The sequence below is a fragment of the Methylocapsa palsarum genome, assembly GCF_900114285.1.
Classification (GTDB): Bacteria; Pseudomonadota; Alphaproteobacteria; order Rhizobiales; family Beijerinckiaceae; genus Methylocapsa; species Methylocapsa palsarum.
On record NZ_FOSN01000011.1, the window covers coordinates 1 to 21,685 of the forward strand.

Genomic DNA, 21,685 nt, shown 5'->3' on the forward strand with positions numbered 1-21,685 from the left:
ATTCGTCATTATGATAAACCACAACTTCCATGGAATTACTCCTGCCCCGCCCCCGCCAAATCCAAAAAAAACAAATTGATACGTGATGAAAAGGGAAATATCGAAAGGGAGTTTCTAAAAATCGTTTGGGGTTCCCGAATATGATCGGGCATCCAGGCCAGCTTCCTGGCCTGTCATATACAAATACTTTGTGACGGCGGTAGTTCCGTAGAATATCAAATGTTTTTCCACATTCATCCGAAACTTGTACTCGGAATATATAGCTCTCTATAGTTGCCGGGCGGAAGAGAGCGCCCCCGGCCGTGGCGGAAAGGGCGGCGGCGAAGCTCGCATCCTTGTGGTTCGGGTCGTATGGCTATAGCTTCAGCGCCGCCTTTTAACGATCGCGGCCGCGCCCTCCGGGGGCGTCAAGATCGCGTTGAGCCATGGCGCGATGGATGGGATGGCCGGGGTCAGAGAAACACGTATTGGCTCGGATCAGGCGGCCGCCTTAATGAAACTGACGCAAAAGCAGGATGACGGCGCCCTCGCCAGACTGGCGCTGCGTTTCGCGGCATGGGCGGAGCGCTGGTTTCCGGACGCCTTTGTTTTCGCGGCCCTCGCGGTCGTGCTTGTCGCCATCGCCGCGCTCCTCAACGGGGCGCCGCCAGGCGTGATCGCGAAATCCTTCGGCGACGGATTTTGGAGCCTCATCGCCTTCACCATGCAGCAGGTCATGGTCGTCGTCGGCGGCTATGTGATCGCGAGTTCGCCTCCGGCGGCGGCGCTGATCGACAGGATTACGCGGCTCCCGCGCGGCGGGCGCTCCGCCGTCGCCTTCATCGCCGCGTCGACCATGCTGCTGTCCCTCGTCAATTGGGCGATCAGCCTCATGTTCAGCGGCCTGCTCGTGCGGGCGATGGCGCGGCGGACCGAGATCGCCATGGACTACCGCGCCGCGGCGGCGGCGGCCTATCTGGGCCTTGGCGGCACATGGGCCCTCGGCCTCAGCTCCTCGGCGGCGCAATTGCAGGCGAACGCCGGCAGCCTGCCCAAAGGCCTGCTCGACATCGGCGGCGTCCTTCCTTTCACGGAAACGATCTTCCTGTGGCAGTCCGGCGCAATGGCGCTGACGCTGATCCTTGTTTCGACGCTCATCGCGTTCTGGTCCGCCCCCGCCCCCGGGCAGGCGGTGACGGCGGCCATGCTTGGAGTGAACCTCGAAACGAAAACGAAGGCGCCGGAGCCCCGGCGGCGGCCGGGCGAATGGCTCGAATACAGTCCCCTGCTTTCAATTGCGATCGCGCTCCTTGGCTTCGGCTGGATCGCGCAGGAGTTTTCCCGCGCCAATCCGGTGTTCGCCATTTCCAATCTCAATACCTACAATTTCGTCCTCCTCATGATCGGGCTGCTCCTGCATTGGCGCCCGCGAAGTTTCCTTGACGCCGCGACACAGGCGGTTCCGGCGACAACCGGGATTATTGTTCAATTTCCGATCTACGGCGGCATCGCCGGGATCATGACGGGCGCCGCGGCTCTGGGCGGACACACGCTCGCGACAAGGCTCGCCGACCTCTTCACCAGCATCTGTACGCGGGAGACGTTCCCGATCGTCATGGGCGTCTATTCGGCGCTGCTCGGATTTTTCATTCCTTCGGGCGGCGGCAAATGGATCCTCGAGGCTCCTTATGTCTTGCAGACGGCGAACGACCTCAAGGTCCATCTCGGCTGGGCGGTTCAGATCTACAACGCCGCCGAGGCGCTGCCCAATCTAGTCAACCCCTTTTTCATGCTGATGCTGATCGGCGTTCTGGGGCTCAAGGCGCGCGACGTCGTCGGATTCACAATCGTGCAGCTGATGTTCCACCTGCCGCTCGTGCTGGCGATGCTGTGGGCCTTTTCCCTCACACTGCCTTATCGTCCCCCCGTCATTCCGTGAAGGACGCCGGCGTCAACGAGCGCCTGAGCCGCACTGGGTCATGACCATCCACGAGATGCCGAGGCGATCCGTGAGCATGCCGAACCCCGACGAGAAAAAAGTCGGCGTCAGCGGCATCTGCACCTGTCCGCCTTCCGCGAGGGCGGCGAAAACACGTCCGGCCTCGATGTCGTCCGAGACAAAAAGCGAGAGCGAAACGCCCTCGAAACCGGAAACCTCCCGGCAGCCGCCGTCCGACGCCAGGAGCGTCGTCTCGCCGATGCGCAATTCAGCGTGCATGACCTTGTCTGGGTCGGCGACGGGTTGACCCATCCCGGACTGGGGATTGTCCTTGTAGCGCATCAACCTCACGACTGTCGCGCCAAGCGCGCGCTTGTAGAATTCGATCGCCTCGTCAGCACGGCCATTGAAATTCAGGTAGGTATGGATATGCATGATGGCTTCCCTTCAGGACACAGCGCTGACAAAATCTCGCTTTTCGGATAAAGCGCTTAAGCCGGCCGCTCCGCCCGGCAAGGCGCCTCGGAGACGGACTTCAGGCTCGCCAGTCCCTGTTCGAACTGGCCGCCGACCATTTTATCGCAATCCACAACGAGGCCGAACGCCTTGCCGATGAAGCTGTTCGCGCCCATCATGGTCCAGCTGACTTTCGTCTCGCCGCCGGCGCCCGGCCGCAACCTGAATTCGACGGTGTTGACGGCCTTCATCGGTTTTTCGAATTCCAGCCGCATCTCGACAAATTCGCCGGGGCGGCTCTGCGTGATCGTCATCCGGCCGACGCCCACCTGATTATTTCCCGCCCAGGCCATGGAGGCGCCGACGCCCGCAGCCGGCCCGGTGAAACTGTTAGTCGCTTGGGGGTCGAGTTTCGCCCATGGCGACCATGCGTCCCATTTGCGCAGTTCGTTGATGTTGTCGAACACGACCTGCGGCGGCGCGCCGATGGTCACCGAGCGCGAGACGCTGAAGGCGTCCGGGCGACGCGATATCAGCAGCGCAAGGGCGCCAACCCCCGCGAGGAGGACCAAAAGCGCGATCATAGCGGCAGACATGTTGAAATCCTCCGTTGAACCCTAATCATCCCCGTGAACCGCCGGGCTCACAGCGTGCGCAGATAGTCGTCGAGACGGTCGAAACTGCTGCTCCAGCCGAACCTGTGACCGTCGCGATTGGCGGTGGTGTTAAAGACGGCCTGACGGAAAGTCATCTTCGTCTTGTCGCCCTCATAATCCTCGAACAGCACCGTGACTTCCGTTTCGAGGCCGGGCCAGCCATCGTCCTGATCCCAGGCGAACGTGAAAACGAGACGCTCCGGTCTTACGATTTCGCGGTAGACGCCGCCTTGCCAGAGATCGGCGCCGCCGTTCGCCGGGCGCAGACAGGTACGCCAGCGGCCCCCGGGCCGGAACTCTCCACCGAGTTCGGCCGCGGGATGATCGCGCGGGCCCATCCAATGGCGCAGATGCGCAGGGTCCGTCCACATGTCGAACACGAGCGCGCGGGGCGCGTCGAAGATCCGCGTGATTTCGAGCACGCGGTCGGCCAGTTCATCTTGGCTTATCACGCTCGCCTCCCCTGCTCTGCACCTCGCGAAGATAATCCTCGAGACGATCGAAGCTCGCTTCCCAGAAAAGCCGATAGCGCTCCAGCCAGTCAGCGACTTCGGCGAGCGGCGCGGCGTTGAGGCGGCAAGGGCGCCGCTGCGCGTCGCGCGAGCGGGTGATGAGCCCGGCCGCCTCGAGCACCCTGAGATGCCGGGAGACCGCCGGCCCGCTCATGTCGAAGGGCTTTGCGAGTTCCGCCACGCTGGTCTCGCCGAGCGCCAGCCGCGCAAGAATGGCGCGACGCGTGGGATCGGCCAAGGCGGAGAGGGTGCTGTTGAGCCGATCGTCCGTCATCGAAATAAACCATATCGTTAAATAACGTAATGGTTAAATACATCCGCTCATAAAATTGGTCAACCGCAGGACCGACATTTCCGATCCGCCGCGGCGAAGGCTTTCGAAAAAGGACCGGCCTAGATTTTGGCGATGCGCCGTTGTCTATTTATATGACGCTCTAAAGCGTAACTCTACATGGTCGATCGGAGGGCGCTCGCGGCGACGCCTGCCGCCGTTTCGCCGTGGGCTGGGACCGGCGCACGGCGCTTGACCCCTGGAGCAGGAATGGAAGATGAATTGATCTTCGCGCGAGAGCCCCGCCCTGACCGTGAGATTTTTGATGACGACCGCCTTCGACAAATATGCGACCCGCGCCGTGCCGCGCTACACGAGCTATCCGACCGCGCCTCATTTCTCGCCCGATTTTCCTGAATCCCTTTACCGCATCTGGCTCTCAGAGCTCGATCCAGATGAAGCCATCTCCCTTTATCTGCACGTGCCGTTCTGCAAACAGATGTGCTGGTACTGCGGCTGCAATATGAAGCTCACCACGCGTTACGCGCCGGTCGCCGACTACATCGAACATCTGCTCGCCGAAATCGATCTTCTCGCGGACGCCCTGCCTGCAAGGATGCCGGTCGCCCATCTCCACTTTGGCGGCGGAACGCCGACCGCGCTGGACCCGGCCGATCTTGCAAGGATCATGGCGCGCCTCGGCGAGCGGTTTCGTCTCGCGCCGAACGCGGAGCTTGCGATTGAAGGCGATCCGCGCACTCTGACGGACGACATGATCCAGCAGATCGGCGCGCTCGGCTTCAACCGCGCGAGCTTCGGCGTTCAGGAATTCGACCCCAAGGTGCAAGCGGCGATCAACCGGATTCAGCCTCCTGAATTCGTCGCGCGCTCCACTGACGGCTTGCGCGCGGCCGGCGTGAGGCGGATCAATTTCGACCTCATCTACGGGCTGCCGCATCAGACTGCGACAATGCTGACGCGGACCGTCGAACAATGCATCGAAATGCAGCCGGACCGCATCGCGCTTTTTGGATATGCGCATGTGCCCTGGATGGCGAAAAACCAGAAGATGATCATGGCGGACGCTCTGCCGCAAAGCGAAGAGCGCGCGGCGCAGGCGGAGGCCGCGGCGGACGCGCTCCTGTCAGGCGGTTACGTGCGGATCGGCATCGACCATTTCGCCCTGCCGGACGATTCCCTCGCGATCGCCGCCGCCTCGGGACATTTGCGCCGCAATTTTCAAGGCTACACGAGCGACCCCGCGCAAACCTTGATCGGACTTGGCGCGACCTCGATCGGGCGCACTCCGCAGGGCTACGTCCAGAATATTTCGGAAACGGGCGCCTGGTCGCGGGATGTCGCGGCGGGCCGGCTGCCGATCGCGCGCGGCCATAAAATGACTGGCCAGGACCTGCTGCGCGCCCACGTCATCGAACGGATCATGTGCGACGGCGCCGTCGATCTGTCGCAGGCTGGCCGCGCGTTCGGATATCACGACGATTGGTGGATCGGCAAGGACGATGCGCTCGCTGAACTCGAGGATGATGGCCTGCTCGACCGCACAAAAGGCCGATTGACGCTCGCTCCGGGTTCTGCCCATTTCGCGCGCATCCTGGCGTCGGTCTTCGACGCTTATCTCGGTTCCAGCGCCGCGCGTCATTCGGTCGCGGTCTAGACAGTTCCGCGATAAATCCTCATGATCCTCTCTCCCGCGCAGCTGCGGGCTTCATGACAGGTGGGAGAGGCCGTGACTGCACTCAACGCAGCCGTGCGGGAGATCGCAGATGAAATGGCGTCGCGGCCCGATCGCGGCGAAGTGGCGGACTATATCCCCGAGCTTGCCCGGGCCGACCCCGGCGCCTTCGGCATCGCGGTGATAGGCCCGGAGGGAATCGCCGCCGCGGGCGACGCGGACGCTCCGTTTTCGATCCAGAGCGTCTCGAAAGTCTTCACCCTGACGCTGGCGCTTGGCCTTGCCGGCGACCGGCTGTGGAACCGCGTCGGGCGCGAGCCGTCGGGCAATCCGTTCAACTCGATCGTACAGCTTGAACGCGAACGCGGCGTGCCGCGCAATCCTTTCATCAACGCCGGCGCCATCGCCGTGACCGACGTGATCTTGTCAGGGCATCAGCCGCGTGAGGCGCTCGGCGAAATCCTCCGCTTCCTGCAATTCATCGCCGAGGACGAGACAATATATATCGACGACGCAGTGGCGAAATCGGAAAGGCGGACAGGCTTCCGCAACGCCGCGCTGGCGAATTACATGAAGTCCTTCGGCGTGCTCGAAAATCCGGTCGATTTCACTTTGGGGGTCTATTTTCATCATTGCGCGATCGCCATGTCGTGCCGTCAGCTCGCGATGGCGGGGCGGTATCTCGCCCATTCCGGACGAAATCCAACGACCGGATTCAACGTCGTCTCGCCGGAACGCGCGCGACGCATCAACGCGCTGATGTTGACCTGCGGACATTATGACGGGTCAGGCGAATTCGCTTATCGCGTCGGCCTGCCCGGCAAGAGCGGCGTCGGCGGCGGTATCCTCGCCATCGCGCCGGGAAAGGCGTCGATCGCGGTATGGTCGCCAGGTCTCGACGCGAACGGAAACTCGCACCTCGGCCGGATCGCGCTCGAGATGCTCGCCAAGCGGATGGGCTGGTCGATCTTCGGAGCGGACGTTCCCTGAAAAAGCCGGAGCGGCCCGCTCCGGCGGATCTCAAACGACCAAGAGCGCTTTCCGATCGCATGAAGTCATGCGATCGATCAGAAATCGCTCCAGAGTTAAAAGCTTGAGCATGTTCTTCTCGATTGGATTGATTCACTCCAATCGGAATATGCTCTAATGAACGACCTCCGCCTGGAGCGCGATCGAACAGGCCTTTTCACAATCCGCGCACGAATCAGCGCAGACGCGGCAATGCTCATGATGTTGCGCATGGCGCCGGCACTCTGCTTCGCAAAGACGGCAAAGTTCCGCGCAAGCCTTCAGGACAGCGCTCAGGGCGGCTCCATTCGTGAAGGTCTGCCGTGTTGCAATAGCCCCGGTTACGGCGCAAATATCGGCGCAATCGAGATTCAGGCGGATGCACGACCGAAGGTCCGCAACCATGTCCTCACCGAGACAAGCGTCGGCGCAAGCCGCGCAGGCCTGTGCGCAATCAAAGCAGGCTTCAACGCATCTCACCAACGAACCGATGTCGCTGGCGCGGGCCGACGGATGAGTGTCAATCATTGCCTGTATATGCATCACAATATCTCCAGTTACGTTGCCTCGCTGAGATTCTAGACGTGATCTGGCTTGCCCTTGCGTTTCGTCGAGGCCATAGCGTGAAGCTCTTTCTCAGTCATGGACTGGGCCATCGACTTCGACGCGCCCTTCAGGTCGCTCGTTTTTGTTTCGCCGCGTTTTGCAGACAGGGCCGCGCCGGCGGCCTTCTGCTGAGCTTTTGATTTCGCCGGCATATTTCCTCCTTTCGCGTTGTTCCGTGCGATGTTGGGCCTCATGGCTCACGTCCTTCTCCGAACGATCAAACTCCCATAAGGTTCAGAGCAAGCTCGCGATCATCGCGATGAGGGACCGTTCGTTTGTTCGGCGACGCCCGGCTCACGAATCGGACACCCATTGCGTTGAGTCCGAAAATCGGCCGACATCCTGTAGGCCTCCTTCCTCGCCCGCATGATCGCCCCCAGCGGCTGATGCGCCGCGAGCCCGCGCCATGGACTGAATGCGGCGCCGTCGTCCACGGACTTGATGTTCGAGGCCGACCATGAGTCCTGCGCCCCTGCGGTAATTCGCGCTACGGCGACGTAGGGGCTGAGATCTTCCGGCCATGGTTTCGAGGAGTCCTCGACGGGCATCTTTTCAAGGTCGACGCACAACTGAACCCGCAGCTCCCAGACGCCGCTTTGGGTTTTGAAGAAGTCCCGGACAGCGTCGCGGAGAAAGTTCGGCTTTCCGCTCGTGCCAACTGGAGCGTTGCTCAGGGCGCGCAACTCGGGCGACACCGGCGCCACAGCTATTTTGGCGATGAAGTCTCCATACCGGATCGGCGCCTGCGAATAGAAGGTCTCCCCCAAAATATGCGTTTCCGGGTGCCCTCCCAGCGCGATGAGGGTCGCGCTTTTGCCGCCGAAAGACTCAACGACCGACTCTACCCGGCGCAGAACGGCGGACAGCGCTTTCTTCAGAGGCTCCCCCCTGTCGGTCGTCTTCGCGACCAGCTTCAGGGCGCCCAAAAACTTTGCCGTGCTCGCAGCGCCGAACGCCGGAGCGTTCACGAAAAGAAAATCTTGCGTCACGTCGTCCTCGGAGCCTGGAAGCCGGTCGCCCCGCACTCCCAAAACCTTGATCGCAAGACCGCGCAAGGTTGAAACGGCGTCGTCAAGGATGTCCCCGGGTATCGTTGAAAACCGCATGATCACGGGATAGCGCCCCGCTGTGGCGAAGAGCCCTTGCGAAAGATTAGCCGGCAATCCGTCGAGGACCTCAAGTTCGCCTTTGAGAAGACCGTGCGCCTTCGCATGGACGCTGCGCAGCGCATGGCCGGAGTTCCTGTAGGTGACTTCCGAGATTCCTCGAAGGAGATCCACAAGCTGTCTGTCGATCTCCAATTCGTCTTTCCCGAATGTTTCAACCGACGGACTATAAGTTACAGGCGATTGCGCCATTGCCCGCTCCGCATTGATCATGACAACCCTTTTTGTAACGGGCGCGCGATCAAAACGTTCCAGCGAGCGCGCAAAGCCTTCGCATGACGAAGGTCAGGCTCAGGCTGTGGTCGTCCGCCTTCATCCCTGCGAACTTATGGGCGCGCTGCGGTTAGCCTTGAAATGTTGTCCCTTTCCTGGATTTGGCGGGCGAAGGCTCCCGCAAGAAAAATGGCGCAATTTGTCTTGTCTCAGGCAGTGCGAACATGACAAAAAACAGCGCAAAAAGCGAAATCAGCGCCGTGGTCAGGAATGCGGCGTTATATCCCGCGAACGATGCGATCGCGCCGGCGAAAGACTGGCTCAACGAGCCGCCAAGACCCTGAATGGCGCCCAGCACGCCCCGGGCGAGACTATAATGTCCGGCGCCCCTCATGATATCTGCAAGAACGAGCGGAACTAGGATATCAAGAAGCCCGCCGCCGACCCCGTCCAGCACCTGTGTCGCTAACAGAAACGCCGGTTGATCGAACGTCGCGCACAAAATACCGCGCAAGGGAACGGCGGCGAAAGCCGCAATGAGGAGCGGCTTTCGTCCCAGCTCGTTGGCCCGGGTCACGATCAAGGCCATCATGATCGTCGTCGCCTGCGTGATGATAAGGGCGAGGGAGGTTATCTCTGTTCCAAGGCCCGAATTTGCGAGCGTCAGCTTTTGCAGCATCAGCGGAAGCACGGGCGCATTGGCGAAGTGAAACATGGCCGACGCGACCGTAAACAGAAGAAAAGGCCGATATCGCAGAAGGGAAAACCAGGAGATCGAGGCCGCAATTGGCTGATCGGCCTCCGAGCCTCTCGCTTTGAGGTGATCGACCGCGCCGGCCGGAATGCTGAACACCGCAATAGCGGTCAAAATCGCGAAAAGCGGAGTGATGTAAAACGGAGCTTCTTGCATCGCCGAAATCCCGAGAAGGCCTATGAGGGCGGCGATGAATATATTTCCCGCGCGATCGAACGCAGCATTACGGCCGAGCCTCGCCGCGAGTCCCTCGCGGCTGCAGAGGCCCACGGTGATCGCCGCGACGGTGGGCGCGAAGACGCCGCCGAGGATAGCCATCACGACATCCGCGGCGAGGACCACAGGAACGTCCGGCCGCCACACGATCGCCAGGCCGCAAAAGGACAGCAAGAACGCGCCCGCCGCAACAAGCGTGCGTTTGGCCCTGGTGTGGTCGATGAACGCGCCGACAAACGGAAGCGCCATGATTCCAACCACGCCGCTGATCGACAGGACGATCCCGATTTCCGAGGCGGACCAATGAGCCTTTGACGTGAGAAATACGATGACGAACGCGCCGAGCCCGCCGCGGACGTCCGCCAGGAAGAAATTGACCCAATCCAGCGCATATAACCGCATCATCTTCATCGCGCGCCGCGCGACGTCCCAGATTTGTCAACGACAACGTTAAATGCGCCTTGCGCGCGCCAGGATCGCCAGCCTCTGGCTCCCGCCGCGGAGCGCTTCACACGACGCCTGGACCTGATCTCTCAATATCATTCATCGTCCATTTCATTGAGGGACATGATCGCAAACCCGATTTGCGCTCCGCTGCATGTCGAACCGATCATATATCCAAGCAGCACGGAGATCAGCCACGGCTGGCTGGAATTCATGATCAAGGTTTTGATGTTGGCGAGGTTTTGAAGGAGAATGAGGAGTGTCAACAGCAAGCCTATCGCAAATCCGATGAGCGCGTGCCGTATGAGAAAGCGGATCCAAAGGCGCATGCTTGATCCTTCATTGCATCGGTGGCGGCGTAGGAAAGTCCCAACGCTAACGCGCCAGACTGAACCGGAGTTCGACCCGGGCGCGCGCTTTCGAATAAGCGCTTGAGCCGAGTAGCTCTCTCTCCTTGAATGCGCTCGCGCTTGCGATTCGCAAGCGCGATAGTTCGCCGCGCAATCGCCCCAACAGGTAAATCAGGAGCGAAGCGGGAACTTTTGCGATGGGCGGCGCTTTAGATGGCGTCCGGATTGATTGCATGGGAGACGTTTCTTGAAGCTTTTTTCCTGTCAATATTGCCAGCAGCCGCTGCTCTTCGAGAATACGATTTGCGAGCGTTGCGGCCATCAGCTCGGCTATTTGCCCGAACGCTCCACCTTGAGCGCTGTCGAAGCGGACGGTTCCAACTGGATCGCGCTCGCCGACCGCGGCGAGAGCTATCGCTTTTGCGCCAACTGGGAGCGTGAGGGCTGCAATTGGCTGGTTCGGACGAAGGAAGACGAGCAGTTTTGCCGCGCGTGCCGGCATAATCGCACAATACCGGACATTTCCGATCCGGCGCAGCATCTTCGATGGCAGAAGATCGAAACAGCGAAGCGCCGCCTCATCTATACGCTGATCAACATAGGTGTTCCGTTACCCACATCAGCCAGCGGCGATCCGGAACCGCTCGTGTTTGATTTTCTCAGCGATCCGCGCGATCCGTCGATCGGGCGTAAAGTCATGACCGGCCACGACAACGGGGTGATCACGCTCTCCCTTGCCGAGGCCGACGACGCGGCGAGAGAAACGCTCCGGGTCTCGATGAAAGAACCTTACCGGACGCTGCTTGGTCATTTCAGGCACGAGGTGGGTCATTATTACTGGGACAAGCTCGTCCGCGACGGCGGAGAGATTGACTCATGCCGCGAGGCGTTCGGCGACGAAAGCGAAGATTACGAGACCGCTCTGAAGAAATATTACGAGCGCGGCGCTCCGGCGGGCTGGCGCGAGAGCTTTATCAGCGCCTACGCGACCTCGCATCCCTGGGAGGACTTCGCCGAAACCTTCGCGCATTTCCTGCATATGATAGATACGCTGGAGACGGCGCGCGCCTTTGGCCTCAGCCTCAAACCCAAACTGGGCGACGCGGTCATGCTTGCGGGCGTCGATTTTGATCCGCACGATGTTCAGGATATCGATCATCTGATCAACGAATGGCTTCCGCTCACCTTCGCGGTCAACAATATCAATCGCTCAATGGGACAGCCGGACCTTTACCCGTTCGTGCTCTCGCCGATGGTGATCGAGAAGCTGAAATATGTCAGCCGGCTGGTTCATCGGCGCTCCACAGCGGTCGGCGACGCGCCGGCGCAATTCGAAGGACGCGAGGTTCGGGACGCTGTCTGAACCGCTTCGGCGCAAAGAGTTGGCGCCTGTCATCGAATCCTTGCGCGGCTCGATCGCCTTCCGCGGGGACGATTTCAAACGCTGGTCGTCGTCCGCTCGGGGTCGCCTGACGAGCGATAAAAGAAGGCCGCGCATAAGGCCGCCGCGCTGAAACCGGTCTCCCGCTGCTAGTCCTTTTCTGGAACGAAGGCGCCGGGAGGAACGAGCGCAGGCGTGACGTAGGCGTGGTTCAAGACGTCGAGCTGCGCCCAAAGCACGTTGCACTTGAAACGCACGGCGTCGACGCAGGCCTCCTGCTCCGCGCGGGTGATCGCGTTCGCCTTGACGTAACAGAGAGCGAAGTCCGAATCGCGCGGCGCCTGACTGAGCCGCCTCCTGAAATAGGCCATGACGCCGTCGCCGATGAACTCATAATTTTCCAGCATGCCGGCAATGCGCTCGCGATGGATCGAGGGCGCGAAGAGTTCGGTCAGCGAGGAGGCCACCGCCACGACGAGAGGCTGCTCGCGCACGAAGCGCACATAAGATTCGACGATATGACGCGTCGCCGGCAAGGCCCCCCGCATCGACGTGACATAATCGCGATCGAGCCCGAGACCGTCGGTCAAAATGAGCCAGCGTTCGATTCCGCCCGGCTCGTCCCCGAGGCCATCGTGATCGTGGATGCGGCTGATCCATTCGCGACGCAACGCGCGATCATGGACGCGGCTCATGAAGGCGGCGTCTTTGCGCGGAACCGCCTCCTGATAGCAGTATCGGTTGAGCGCCCAGGCCTGAACCTGACCCTTGTTCAGCTTGCCGCCATGCAGAAGCTTATGAAAAACATGCTTGTCATGATACCGCTCGGTCCCGACGCTGCGGATGGCGGCGTCGAACTCCTCCACGGACATTGGAGCCGATACGGCCGGCCGCCGCGGGTTGATTTCGTCCATAGCCTGGGCTCCCTGCCGCCGCAGCCGGTTTTTTGGCTGTCTCGCCCCCTAGAGCGCTTTCCGATCGCATGAAGTCATGCGATCGATCAGAAATCGCTCCAGAGTCAAAAACTTGAGCATAGTCTTGCCGATTGGATTGATTCACTCCGATCGGAATATGCTCTAGATAGAAAATTAAGCCATCTCAGCCAAGGGCGAAAAAATCCCTTGCGCCAAAAAGCCCCGCTCCTCAGCGCAGGCGTTTGATCGCGCCGTCCAAAGGCCGCTCGCCGTCGCAATAATCCTCCCAGGCGGCCAGCCTGGCGCAGAGGCGCGGCGCCGTGCGGATTGTATATTTTGCCGGGTTCAACCCTTTTTTCACCTGGCTCCAGGTTAGCGGCATGGATACGGGCGCGCCGGGGCGACCGCGCGGCGAAAAAGGAGCGACGGACGTCGCCATGCGATCATTGCGCAGGTAATCCAGAAAGATCCGCCCCGTGCGCTCCTTCTTGGCCATGCTGATCAGGTATCGGTTGGGCGCGTCCGCCGCCATCGCCTTGCAAATGTCGCGGGCGAAGGCCTTGGCGACGGCCCAGTCGATCCCCTTGGCCTGCAGCGGCGTCACCACGTGCAGCCCTTTGCCGCCCGTGGTCTTGCAAAAACCGACGAGGCCAAGATCATGCAGACGGTCGCGGATTTCGCGCGCCGCCGCCATCACATCGTCGAAGGAAACGTCCGGCGCAGGGTCGAGGTCGAACACCAGCCGGCCAGGCTGCTCCGGCGCGAACGGCTCGCAGTTCCAGGGATGCAGCTCCACCGCGGCCGTCTGGGCGGCGGCGACCAACGCCTCGACCCGGTCGAATTGCAGATAAGGCTTCCGGTCTCCGAAGACCTCGACCTCGGTGATCAAGGACGATTGCCCCTTGGCGGAGTGGCGCTGGAAAAAGCTCTGACGCCCGTTGATCCCGTCCGGCATACGGATCATCGAACACGGCCGGCCCTTGAGATGCCGCAGCATCCAGTCGCCGACGGCCTCGTAATATCGGGCCAGATCGAGCTTCGTGACCGGGCCTCCGTCCCCGGAGTCCGGCCACAGCGGCTTGTCGGCGTGAGAGATGACAACCCCCATGACTGTCGCGGATCCGCGGGGAATGGCCGATTTTGTCCGCACCGGCGCGTTGATCGGCTCGTTGAAGTCTGTCGTTGCGGGCGCCGGAGGTTCGGCCACGACCTCGCTTGCCGGTTTATCCTCGCGAAGTCCTTTGAACGACGCCTGGCGGATCAGTCCGTCGCCGGTGAAGCCGGCATATTCGATCTCCGCGACAAGCTCCGGCCGCACCCAGTGAACGCCCGCCGCCTTTTTCGGCGCCCCCTTGCCGGCAAATGGGGTGGCGTCGGTCTCAAGCGCCTTCAGGCGAGGCATGAGGCCCGCGATGGTCGTATGGCTGAATCCGCTCCCAATCCGGCCAACATGAATAAGCTCGTTGTCGCAATTGACCCCGGCGATCAAAGACCTGAAGGCCTCGCCCGTCGTCGTCCAACCGCCGATCACCACCTCGTGGCCCTGCCGGCACTTGCATTTGCCCCAGCTTTCGCTCCGTCCCGATTGATAGGGCGCGTCGAGCCGCTTGGAGACGATGCCCTCGAGGCGCATACGGCAGGCCGAACGCAGCACCGCGTCGCCTGCGGTGACGAAATGATCGACAAAGCGGATGTTGACCGGCGCGTTCGCGAGCGCCGCCTTTAGACGGCTCTTGCGTTCGGACAGCCCAAGGGAGCGCATATCCTCGCCATCGTGAAACATCTGGTCGAAAGCGAAAAAGACGAGATTTCCGGTCTTTTCCTCGGAAATGGCGGCCTGAAGCGCCGCGAAGTCCGGCGCGCCGCCATGATCGAGCGCCGCCACCTCGCCATCGATGATTCCGTCCGCGAGCCTTGCGCCGGCAGAGACGATCTCGGGAAACCTCGTGGACCAGTCAAGGCCTCTGCGCGTAAGAAGCGTCGCCTTGCCGCCCTGAACCCGCAATTGCATGCGGTAGCCGTCGAACTTGATCTCATGCGCCCACCCAGGTTCCGACGGAGGCTTTTGAAGCGCCGTCGCGAGCTGCGGCTCGATGAAGTCCGGCAGGCGAGCGGCGCGCCGCGCTTTTCCCCTCGATCTGACTTTGGGCGCGGCGAGGCCCCCGGTCGCGGGGGGCTCGCGGTCGCTTCGCCAGACGGCGCCGGCCGGCGCGCCCTTCGCGGTCATGAAGGGAGTCGCCGCCCTGCCCTCGCCGTTGGCGATCTCGGTCATCGTGCGGCCGGACGCCACTGAACGGTCATTCTCGCCGGCTCCCGCGAGGTCGCCCGCCGCCGCGCCATCGTCGCGGTGCTTGATCAGCAGCCAGTTCGCCTTGCCGCCGCTGTCGCGCGTTGTCCGCGCCAGCACCCACGAACCGTGCATTCGCTCGCCTTCCATGACGAACTTCAGCTCTCCTTGAGCGAGCGCCTGGTTGATGTTCTCGAAGCCCTCCTCCGGCGCCCAGAAGCCGCGATCCCAAAGCATCACCGCGCCGCCGCCGTATTGGCCCTTCGGGATCACGCCTTCGAAATCGCCATAGTCGAGGGGATGGTCCTCGACCTCCACGGCCAGGCGCCGGTCCTTCGGATCGAGCGAGGGCCCCTTCGGCACGGCCCAGGACCTGAACGCGCCCTCGTGCTCCAGCCGAAGATCGAAATGCAGACGCCTCGCCGCGTGTTTCTGGATGACAAAGCGAAGCGCCCGGGACGACTTGGCCCGGCCGCCTTTTCCCGACGGCTCGGAGGTCTTCGAGAAGTCCCGCATGCGCTGGTATTTGGTCAGCTTCGTCGCGGCCATGTCGTCTCCGGCTTCGCGCTGAACGATCGGCGCGCCCTGAAGCGCCGCGCGATCCCAGTCTTAGGAAAAGCGGGCGCCTCTAGCGAAGGATGAACCCGTTTTTGACGCGTTTTTGAAAAGAATGAACCCCTTGTCGGCCCGGCGCGTTCCGTCGAGGCGAGGCTCGGCATGAACAAGATCGTCAAGACCGCCGCCTGTTCAGGGCGCAAACCCGCAAGAGGCGCGGCGGTGTCCGAGCTGAAGATGCGGGTCAGGCCTTGGGGTTAGAGGCGGCTGGCGTGGAACGAGCCTCTGCCGAACGGGTTAGGCGGCATGATGTTGTCTAATCCCGGAGTGAATGTGAACAAGACAATCGTTTTTGGCGCGATGCTCCTCGGGCTCGCAGGCGCAACGGTTCAGGCAGAGTCCGTTAGCGAAAAAACCGGACTGAATTCGGTTCTTGGCGTCAGCCCCTCCACAGCCGATTTCGTGAAAGAGGCGGCGATCAGCGATCTCTTCGAGATCCAATCAAGTCAACTCGCCAAACAGCAGGCGACAGGTCCGGTGGCGACTTTCGCCGATCAAATGATCCAGGACCATACCAAGACCTCGAATGAGTTGAAGATGCTCGCGCAGGACCCCTCGGTCAAGGTCGACGTCCCGTTGGCGCTGGACGCTTCACATCAAAAGACGCTTGATTCGATGAAGGACGCGGAAGGCGTCAATTTCATCAGAACCTACGCCAATGATCAGGCGTCCGGCCACAAGGACGCTGTGAGTCTGTTTGAGCGCTACGCAAAAGGCGGCGAAAATGCTGCGCTGAAGCAGTGGGCGGCAAGAACGCTGCCGGCGTTGAAACATCATCTCGAAATGGCGGAGGGTCTGCGAAACGCGGGCGCGAGACACGAATCGGAAAATCGCGGCGCCATGCCAGGCTTGAAGGAGCCGACGGGCCGCTCGGTTTATGGCAAATAGGCGCCCGGACAGAGCCATGCTGAGTCTTTTATAGCCATGCTGCGCCTTCCCGCGAGAGGCGGGACGGCGCCCGTCCCGAGACGGCGCGTCGCGCGACAGGCGGATCTCCGCGTGGGGCGCAGCCTCGCAGAAGCGGAACCGGAGGCGCGCGAGATCATTTATCGTCCATGGAAACGCCCAAGCTCAGCGATCAAACAGTCCGGATTCGTCGCATCGAGGCAATTATCAACAACGAGAGCGGCGGCGTGAACAAGGGCGCGGCCGATACGATGAAATCCCTTGCGTCGGACCTTGGAATTTCCATTCGCGTCTCCAGCGTCGAGTCAAACGAGGTGGAGAGGGCCGTTCGCGGCGCCGTCGACTCCGGCCCCGATCTGGTGGCGGTCCTCGCCGGAGACGGCACGGCGCGTCTCGCGGCGGAATTATGTGGCGACAATGACTGCTGGCGCCTCTTCCTGGCGGCACGATGAACCTTCTCCCCAGAGCCCTCTACGGCGAATTGTCATGGACTGAGGCGTTGCGCGACTCTTTGCGAGCGGGGCGGATACGACCCATGTGCGGCGCGGAAGTCGAGGGGCGTTCGTTCTATGTCGCCGCGATCGTGGGCGCGCCGGCGTTGTGGGCTCCCGCGCGGGAGGCGATGCGGACTCTACAGTTGCAACACGCATGGACGCGTGCGCGTCACGCTATTGAAAGCGCGTTTTCCCGAAAGGTCCGCTTTGCTCTGGATCATGATTCCGCGGGAGCGGCCGAAGCGCTCGTGGTCCTTTGTCCCTTGGCGTCGAAAGTGTGCGACGACGAATCGGCCTTTGAAGCCGCGGCGCTCGACCCGAAAAGCGCCGCCGAAGCATTCAAGCTTGGAGTTAATTTTCTGGCCGGCGAATGGCGGCGGGATCAATCGGTGAAGAACATTCTGCGGTGCCGGTTCGTCCGGGTGTGGTCGAAGAGGCCGATTCCCTGTATTCTCGACGGCGAAATGTGGATGTTGCCGAGCGATGCGACATTCACATTCGTACCGAACTCATTTCGGGCTCTTGTTCCCGCAATCATCAGCGATGAAATCCGCACGGGCTCCAACCTCAACGCGGGACACAAATCCGAAAGCGGCGGAGTTTCTTGACCATTCGCCTCGTCCATCTCAGCGACGTGCATTTCGGCGCGGAGGATCGGGAAGCGTCGGAGTCGGCCGTGGTTATGGCTCACTCGTTTTCGCCCGACGCCGTGATCGTTTCGGGGGATGTGACCGCGGCGGGGCGCCCTCGCGAGTTCAGGCAGGCGCAGACCTGGCTTGCCCGGCTGCCTTCGCCGCGTTTCGTCACCCCTGGCAACCACGATGTCCCGTACTGGAATCTTCCTCTCAGGATTTTTGCGCCTTTCGCGCGCTACCACAGATTCATCGGACCGGTCAGCGTGACGGCGATCAATCTCCCCGGCCTCGCGGTGCGCGGCGTCAATACGTCTCGCGGCGCGCAGTTTCGGTCCGATTGGTCGAAGGGCGCCGTCAATCTCGATGCGCTCCGTCAAAGCGCGCTCGAACTGAAGGCCGCCGCGACGGCGTTGAAGGTGCTGGTCTGTCATCATCCGCTGATCGAGGCCCGGCCCACGGTGATGACGGGCGGGGTTTATCGCGCCGCGGCCGCATCCGTCCTCCTGGCGCAGGCCGGGATCGACCTGATCCTGACGGGACATGTCCACGATCCCTTCGCCGTCAGTCTCCAACCGCAAGGAGGTCGAACCTACGCGATCGGAGCTGGCACGCTATCCTTGCGCTCGCGGGGGGCGCCTCCAAGTTATTCCACCATCGAAGCCGACGCTCTCTCGATCAAGATTCAGGCGTGGGGTTGGACAGGATCCGATTTCGAACCGTTCAAGGCTTGGCTGCTGCCCCGGCGCAATTATCGCAATAATCCCTGAAGCGCGGCGCCAGCAACGCTCCGACCTCGCCCAATGCCGGCGGAGCATACCGCAGGTTGGACTAACAGGCGTTATAGCCCCGACAGTCTGTTCCAACAGCGTTCATCGGATCGCGTCGGCAGGTTTTTGCGCGACAGCCTCGGATAGTGGCGATCTGACGCGGTTCTATCGAAAGCGATCTTATACGTGATTGCAAGAGGAGGAATTAAAGCGGCGCCGTCATGAACGGCGCCGCGCAATCTCCGTCCGGATCCATCAAGCATCGTAGCGTCGCGCCTCAACGAAGCGGGACGTTAGACGCCTAAAGGTTCAGTGAGTATAATAGCTCGTGTTCGGCGTATAGCTGTCTGTGTTCAAACCGGGGAAGGGCTGGATCGCCGATATGCAACCGAAGGAATGCGGCGGGGTGAACGAGCCATTGCCGCATACATAATAAGCGTCGATTTTTGCAGTCCTCGCCGCGATCGGGGTTTCCGCCGAATCGCCTTCGCACTTATAGCTGCTGGGCCCGGCGTGCACAGTCCCATAGACATGGAAGCCATAGGCGCCGCCCTTGGCCGTGTTGCCGGGATGGGTCGGCCGCAACCAGCTATTGTAGGTTCCTGCGTCACCGTAGGCTTCCGTCAGCGGGGAATAATTGGTGATGGTGAGGCTCTTTATGATTCCGGGAGGAGCGATATTCCCGTTCGGCCCCGTCGGCGGCGTCTGGCTGTTCAAATAGAGCGCGTCGACTTTCAGATTGACGGTGTCGGGATCGGCATTTCCTTTAGTGCCTCCCGTATCAATGACATTGCCATAGAAATCTGTTTTGTCGAGCGGACACGCCTTATCATAAGTATAGAGAATGACGTCGATCGCGTTGAAACTATCCTCGAAGGCGGGCTCAACGTGAAAGCCGACGGTAAGCCTGACGCTGTTCTTGTCCGCCGGCAGCACGCGCGATTCATGCGCGAAGGCGCTGCCGAGAATGGCGGTCGATCCGAGCAGCGCGCCGGCGGCGATAAGCTTGTAGTTCATTTTAATACATCCCCTCCCATTTGTGGAATAACTGGAATTTTTGTGGGAGCGGCCCGAGAACGTCGGGCGCCGGCCCTTTGCACGAACAGGAGCGTTCGCACAACAGAGGATGCTTCGCCTGAAGCATTCTTCTTGATTTAAAACGTTTCAACCCGACGCAATCCGCCATGTCATCGGCGCCGCCTTGAAAAGTTTTTTTGAACCGGAGAAGTCCTCTCTTCAGCCAACGCATTGCGGCGAGCCCGCCGTCCGTAAAGGCCTCAGCGAAGGCGAGCGATCACACAGACCCCGATGGCTCCCGCGCTGACATTTCCATCTTTTTTCTCAGACTCAGCGGGCGCATATCGGTCCACACCTCATTGATATAGGCGAGGCATTCCGCCTTCGGTCCCGTCTTGCCAGCTGCGCGCCATCCGGCCGGAATTTCCTTGTAGTCAGGCCAGATCGAATATTGCTCTTCATGATTGACGACGACGACATAAAATGCGGTTTCGTCTTCTTCCTGGGCCATACTGATTTCTCCTTTGGTTCGGCTTCGATCGTTTGTCTTATGACAGGCGCGAAGCTGTGGCCGCCCGCGATTGCGCGGCCGCGACCGCGTCCTCGAATCGGGCGGCGATCTCGTCGATCTCGTTCGCGCTGACGATCAGCGGCGGAAGAAAACGGACAACAGCGCCGAAACGGCCGCCGAGCTCAACAATCAGCCCGCGCCGGAGGCATTCCGCCTGGACATGACGCGCCATCGCCGGATGCGCCGGCGGCGGCCTCGAACCGGGCGCGGAGTTCTGAGACTCAACGAATTCGACGCCGATCATCAGACCGCGGCCGCGCACATTCCCGATCGAGGATTTGGTCGCGGCGACGCGATCGAGGGCCGCCATCAGACGCTGACCCATCGCCTCCGCATGCAGATCGAGGCGGTGGGCTCGAACATGCCGAATCGCGGCGGCGCCCGCCGCAAACGCCAGTTGGTTGCCGCGAAAAGTGCCGGCGTGCGCGCCGGGTTTCCAGACATCGAGATCCCGATGATAAACAACGACGGAGAGGGGCAGTCCTCCGCCGATCGCCTTCGACAACACGACCACGTCGGGTCTGACGCCGGCCCGTTCGAAGGCGAACAGGCGGCCGGTGCGGCCAAGCCCGGTCTGGACTTCGTCGATGATCAAAGGAATGCCGCGGCGGCTGGTCATGGCGCGGACGGCGCGCAGCCAGTCATCGGGCGCCGGATTGATGCCGCCCTCTCCTTGGACAATCTCGAGAATGACCGCGGCGGGGGCGCAGACGCCGCTGTTAGGATCGTCCAGCAAGGTCTCGATATAAGCCGCGCCTACTGTCGCTCCCGCCGTCCCGCCAAGCCCGAAAGGGCAGCGGTAATCGGAAGGGAACGGAAGGAATTGGCTTTCCGCTGAGAGCCCTACGGCGGCTTTGGCGGCGATGGCGCCGGTCAGGCCAAGCGCCCCGGACGTCATTCCGTGATAGGAGCCGTGGAAACACAAGACGCCGCGCCGTCCGGTCGCCGTCTTGACCAGTTTAAGCGCCGCTTCGATGGCGTCCGCTCCAGACGGACCACAAAATTGAATCCTGGCGTCCGCCGCGAATTCATCGGGAAGAGTCGCGATCAGCTCATCGATGAAACGCTCCTTCAGCGGCGTAGGCAGGTCGAGAGTCTGAAGGGGAGCCTCGTCCAATAACGCCTTGTGAAGCGCTTCAGAAATTTCGGGGTGACTGTGGCCGAGCGCCAGCGAGCCGGCCCCGGAGAGACAATCGATATATTCGCGTCCGTCGACGTCGACGACGCGGACGCCGCGGCCGGACTTCAGCGCAATCGGAAGCCGGCGCGGATAACTCCGCGCGTTGGACTCGATCCGATTTTGCCGCTCCAGATAGGAGGCGGATGAGCGCGCGGCTGGTTTCTTGTCCTGTTCCGAGCCTGGCGCTTGATCGCTTCGCGCCGCCCCCGTTTCGGCAGCCGAAGGCGAAATTTCCAAAGACGAGTCCGCCCGTCTCGATGCTTCCATGATTTCCGTCCGAGGCCTATCTGGATTTCGAGATCGCGACGCGAATCGAGGCATCCCTTCAACCAGGCATCGCCACGAGAAATCCATCGGGCGCAGCTACAGATTGCAGGTTGAAGGGAAAACGTTTGACCCGGCGATGATGCGTCATCTTTTTTTTGATGGAGGCCGACAAGGGAGTCATCTTGAAATTTTTCATGGCGTGATCTGGCGGCCTCGCGCGTCTCAATAAGGCGGTTCGTGTGATTGCGCTGGCCGCAAAGATGTCGCGGCCACTGGTCAAAGAAAAAACATGCCGAGCAATCGTCGCAGCTCCAGCCAAAAAGAACATGTCTCGGCCGTATCGCGCGGCGCCGAATCGGGCGCGGCCGCATGCCGCCCTCGCCCGCTC

General features: G+C 61.4%; 23 protein-coding genes. 8 read left to right on the forward strand and 15 right to left on the reverse strand.

Features of this window, described 5'->3' with window-relative positions:
• Positions 1–493: 493 nt before the first annotated feature.
• Positions 494–1,918 carry a short-chain fatty acid transporter gene (locus BM177_RS12670; protein WP_091682985.1) on the forward strand — a complete coding sequence of 475 codons (1,425 nt, stop codon included), beginning with the start codon at positions 494–496 and terminating at the stop codon, positions 1,916–1,918.
• A gap of 12 nt (positions 1,919–1,930) precedes the next feature.
• On the opposite strand, the gene BM177_RS12675 is transcribed toward BM177_RS12670, so the two are convergent.
• From BM177_RS12675 to BM177_RS12690, 4 genes are read right to left on the reverse strand one after another with little or no spacing between them, the layout of a single operon-like run.
• Positions 1,931–2,353 (reverse strand): VOC family protein, encoded by a 423-nt coding sequence (locus BM177_RS12675; protein WP_091682988.1) that lies wholly within the window; start codon positions 2,351–2,353, stop codon positions 1,931–1,933.
• A gap of 56 nt (positions 2,354–2,409) precedes the next feature.
• Positions 2,410–2,970, reverse strand: coding sequence for an SRPBCC family protein (locus BM177_RS12680; protein WP_244532294.1), 561 nt, complete (start codon positions 2,968–2,970; stop codon positions 2,410–2,412).
• Positions 2,971–3,017: 47 nt separating this feature from the next.
• Positions 3,018–3,482 carry an SRPBCC family protein gene (locus tag BM177_RS12685; protein WP_244532295.1) on the reverse strand — a complete coding sequence of 155 codons (465 nt, stop codon included), beginning with the start codon at positions 3,480–3,482 and terminating at the stop codon, positions 3,018–3,020.
• Positions 3,466–3,816: an ArsR/SmtB family transcription factor gene (locus BM177_RS12690; RefSeq protein WP_091682993.1), complete on the reverse strand. Its 351-nt coding sequence runs from the start codon at positions 3,814–3,816 to the stop codon at positions 3,466–3,468. The genes BM177_RS12685 and BM177_RS12690 overlap by 17 nt, the downstream gene beginning before the upstream one ends.
• 322 nt (positions 3,817–4,138) lie before the next feature.
• On the opposite strand from BM177_RS12690, the gene hemN reads away from it, so the two are divergent.
• On the forward strand, positions 4,139–5,488 hold the full coding sequence (gene hemN / locus BM177_RS12695) for an oxygen-independent coproporphyrinogen III oxidase (RefSeq protein WP_091682996.1): 1,350 nt from the start codon (positions 4,139–4,141) through the stop codon (positions 5,486–5,488).
• A gap of 72 nt (positions 5,489–5,560) precedes the next feature.
• Positions 5,561–6,496 carry a glutaminase gene (locus tag BM177_RS12700; protein WP_091683226.1) on the forward strand — a complete coding sequence of 312 codons (936 nt, stop codon included), beginning with the start codon at positions 5,561–5,563 and terminating at the stop codon, positions 6,494–6,496.
• A 153-nt stretch (positions 6,497–6,649) separates the two neighbouring features.
• Here BM177_RS12700 and BM177_RS21275 read toward each other — a convergent pair whose 3' ends face one another.
• From BM177_RS21275 to BM177_RS12725, 5 genes are all read right to left on the reverse strand, one after another.
• A complete protein-coding gene (locus tag BM177_RS21275; RefSeq protein ID WP_244532296.1) occupies positions 6,650–7,057 on the reverse strand; it encodes a four-helix bundle copper-binding protein in 408 nt (135 codons plus the stop codon).
• A 35-nt stretch (positions 7,058–7,092) separates the two neighbouring features.
• A complete protein-coding gene (locus BM177_RS12710) occupies positions 7,093–7,272 on the reverse strand; it encodes a DUF3008 family protein (RefSeq protein ID WP_091683228.1) in 180 nt (59 codons plus the stop codon).
• Between the two features lie 99 nt (positions 7,273–7,371).
• Entirely contained in the window at positions 7,372–8,478 is a 1,107-nt protein-coding gene (locus tag BM177_RS12715) for a catalase family protein (protein WP_091683230.1), read from the reverse strand.
• A gap of 151 nt (positions 8,479–8,629) precedes the next feature.
• A complete protein-coding gene (locus BM177_RS12720; RefSeq protein ID WP_175492597.1) occupies positions 8,630–9,874 on the reverse strand; it encodes an MFS transporter in 1,245 nt (414 codons plus the stop codon).
• Positions 9,875–10,008: 134 nt separating this feature from the next.
• Entirely contained in the window at positions 10,009–10,242 is a 234-nt protein-coding gene (locus BM177_RS12725) for a hypothetical protein (RefSeq protein WP_091683004.1), read from the reverse strand.
• 268 nt (positions 10,243–10,510) lie between these two features.
• On the opposite strand from BM177_RS12725, the gene BM177_RS12735 reads away from it, so the two are divergent.
• On the forward strand, positions 10,511–11,626 hold the full coding sequence (locus tag BM177_RS12735; protein WP_091683010.1) for a zinc-binding metallopeptidase family protein: 1,116 nt from the start codon (positions 10,511–10,513) through the stop codon (positions 11,624–11,626).
• A 167-nt stretch (positions 11,627–11,793) separates the two neighbouring features.
• On the opposite strand, the gene pqqC is transcribed toward BM177_RS12735, so the two are convergent.
• The gene (gene pqqC / locus BM177_RS12740; RefSeq protein ID WP_091683013.1) at positions 11,794–12,558 is read right to left on the reverse strand and encodes a pyrroloquinoline-quinone synthase PqqC; all 765 of its coding nucleotides are present in this window, start codon (positions 12,556–12,558) and stop codon (positions 11,794–11,796) included.
• Between the two features lie 229 nt (positions 12,559–12,787).
• Entirely contained in the window at positions 12,788–15,394 is a 2,607-nt protein-coding gene (ligD, locus tag BM177_RS12745; protein WP_091683015.1) for a DNA ligase D, read from the reverse strand.
• Between the two features lie 339 nt (positions 15,395–15,733).
• Here ligD and BM177_RS12755 point away from each other — a divergent pair, with 339 nt between their 5' ends.
• From BM177_RS12755 to BM177_RS12765, 4 genes are all read left to right on the forward strand, one after another.
• A complete protein-coding gene (locus BM177_RS12755) occupies positions 15,734–16,348 on the forward strand; it encodes a DUF4142 domain-containing protein (RefSeq protein ID WP_425284396.1) in 615 nt (204 codons plus the stop codon).
• Between the two features lie 167 nt (positions 16,349–16,515).
• The gene (locus BM177_RS20360) at positions 16,516–16,818 is read left to right on the forward strand and encodes a diacylglycerol kinase family protein (protein ID WP_210185906.1); all 303 of its coding nucleotides are present in this window, start codon (positions 16,516–16,518) and stop codon (positions 16,816–16,818) included.
• Entirely contained in the window at positions 16,815–17,468 is a 654-nt protein-coding gene (locus BM177_RS12760; RefSeq protein ID WP_210185907.1) for a diacylglycerol/lipid kinase family protein, read from the forward strand. The genes BM177_RS20360 and BM177_RS12760 overlap by 4 nt, the downstream gene beginning before the upstream one ends.
• On the forward strand, positions 17,465–18,262 hold the full coding sequence (locus tag BM177_RS12765; protein WP_175492598.1) for a metallophosphoesterase family protein: 798 nt from the start codon (positions 17,465–17,467) through the stop codon (positions 18,260–18,262). Before BM177_RS12760 ends, BM177_RS12765 begins: the two co-directional genes overlap by 4 nt.
• 309 nt (positions 18,263–18,571) lie before the next feature.
• Here BM177_RS12765 and BM177_RS12770 read toward each other — a convergent pair whose 3' ends face one another.
• The 4 genes from BM177_RS12770 to BM177_RS12790 all read right to left on the reverse strand — a co-directional run bounded on the left by BM177_RS12770 (position 18,572) and on the right by BM177_RS12790 (position 21,625).
• On the reverse strand, positions 18,572–19,279 hold the full coding sequence (locus BM177_RS12770) for a hypothetical protein (protein WP_091683024.1): 708 nt from the start codon (positions 19,277–19,279) through the stop codon (positions 18,572–18,574).
• 277 nt (positions 19,280–19,556) lie between these two features.
• Entirely contained in the window at positions 19,557–19,790 is a 234-nt protein-coding gene (locus BM177_RS12780) for an MbtH family protein (protein WP_091683029.1), read from the reverse strand.
• A 37-nt stretch (positions 19,791–19,827) separates the two neighbouring features.
• Entirely contained in the window at positions 19,828–21,297 is a 1,470-nt protein-coding gene (locus tag BM177_RS12785) for a diaminobutyrate--2-oxoglutarate transaminase (protein WP_091683032.1), read from the reverse strand.
• Between the two features lie 58 nt (positions 21,298–21,355).
• The gene (locus tag BM177_RS12790) at positions 21,356–21,625 is read right to left on the reverse strand and encodes a hypothetical protein (protein WP_091683034.1); all 270 of its coding nucleotides are present in this window, start codon (positions 21,623–21,625) and stop codon (positions 21,356–21,358) included.
• Positions 21,626–21,685: the final 60 nt, after the last annotated feature.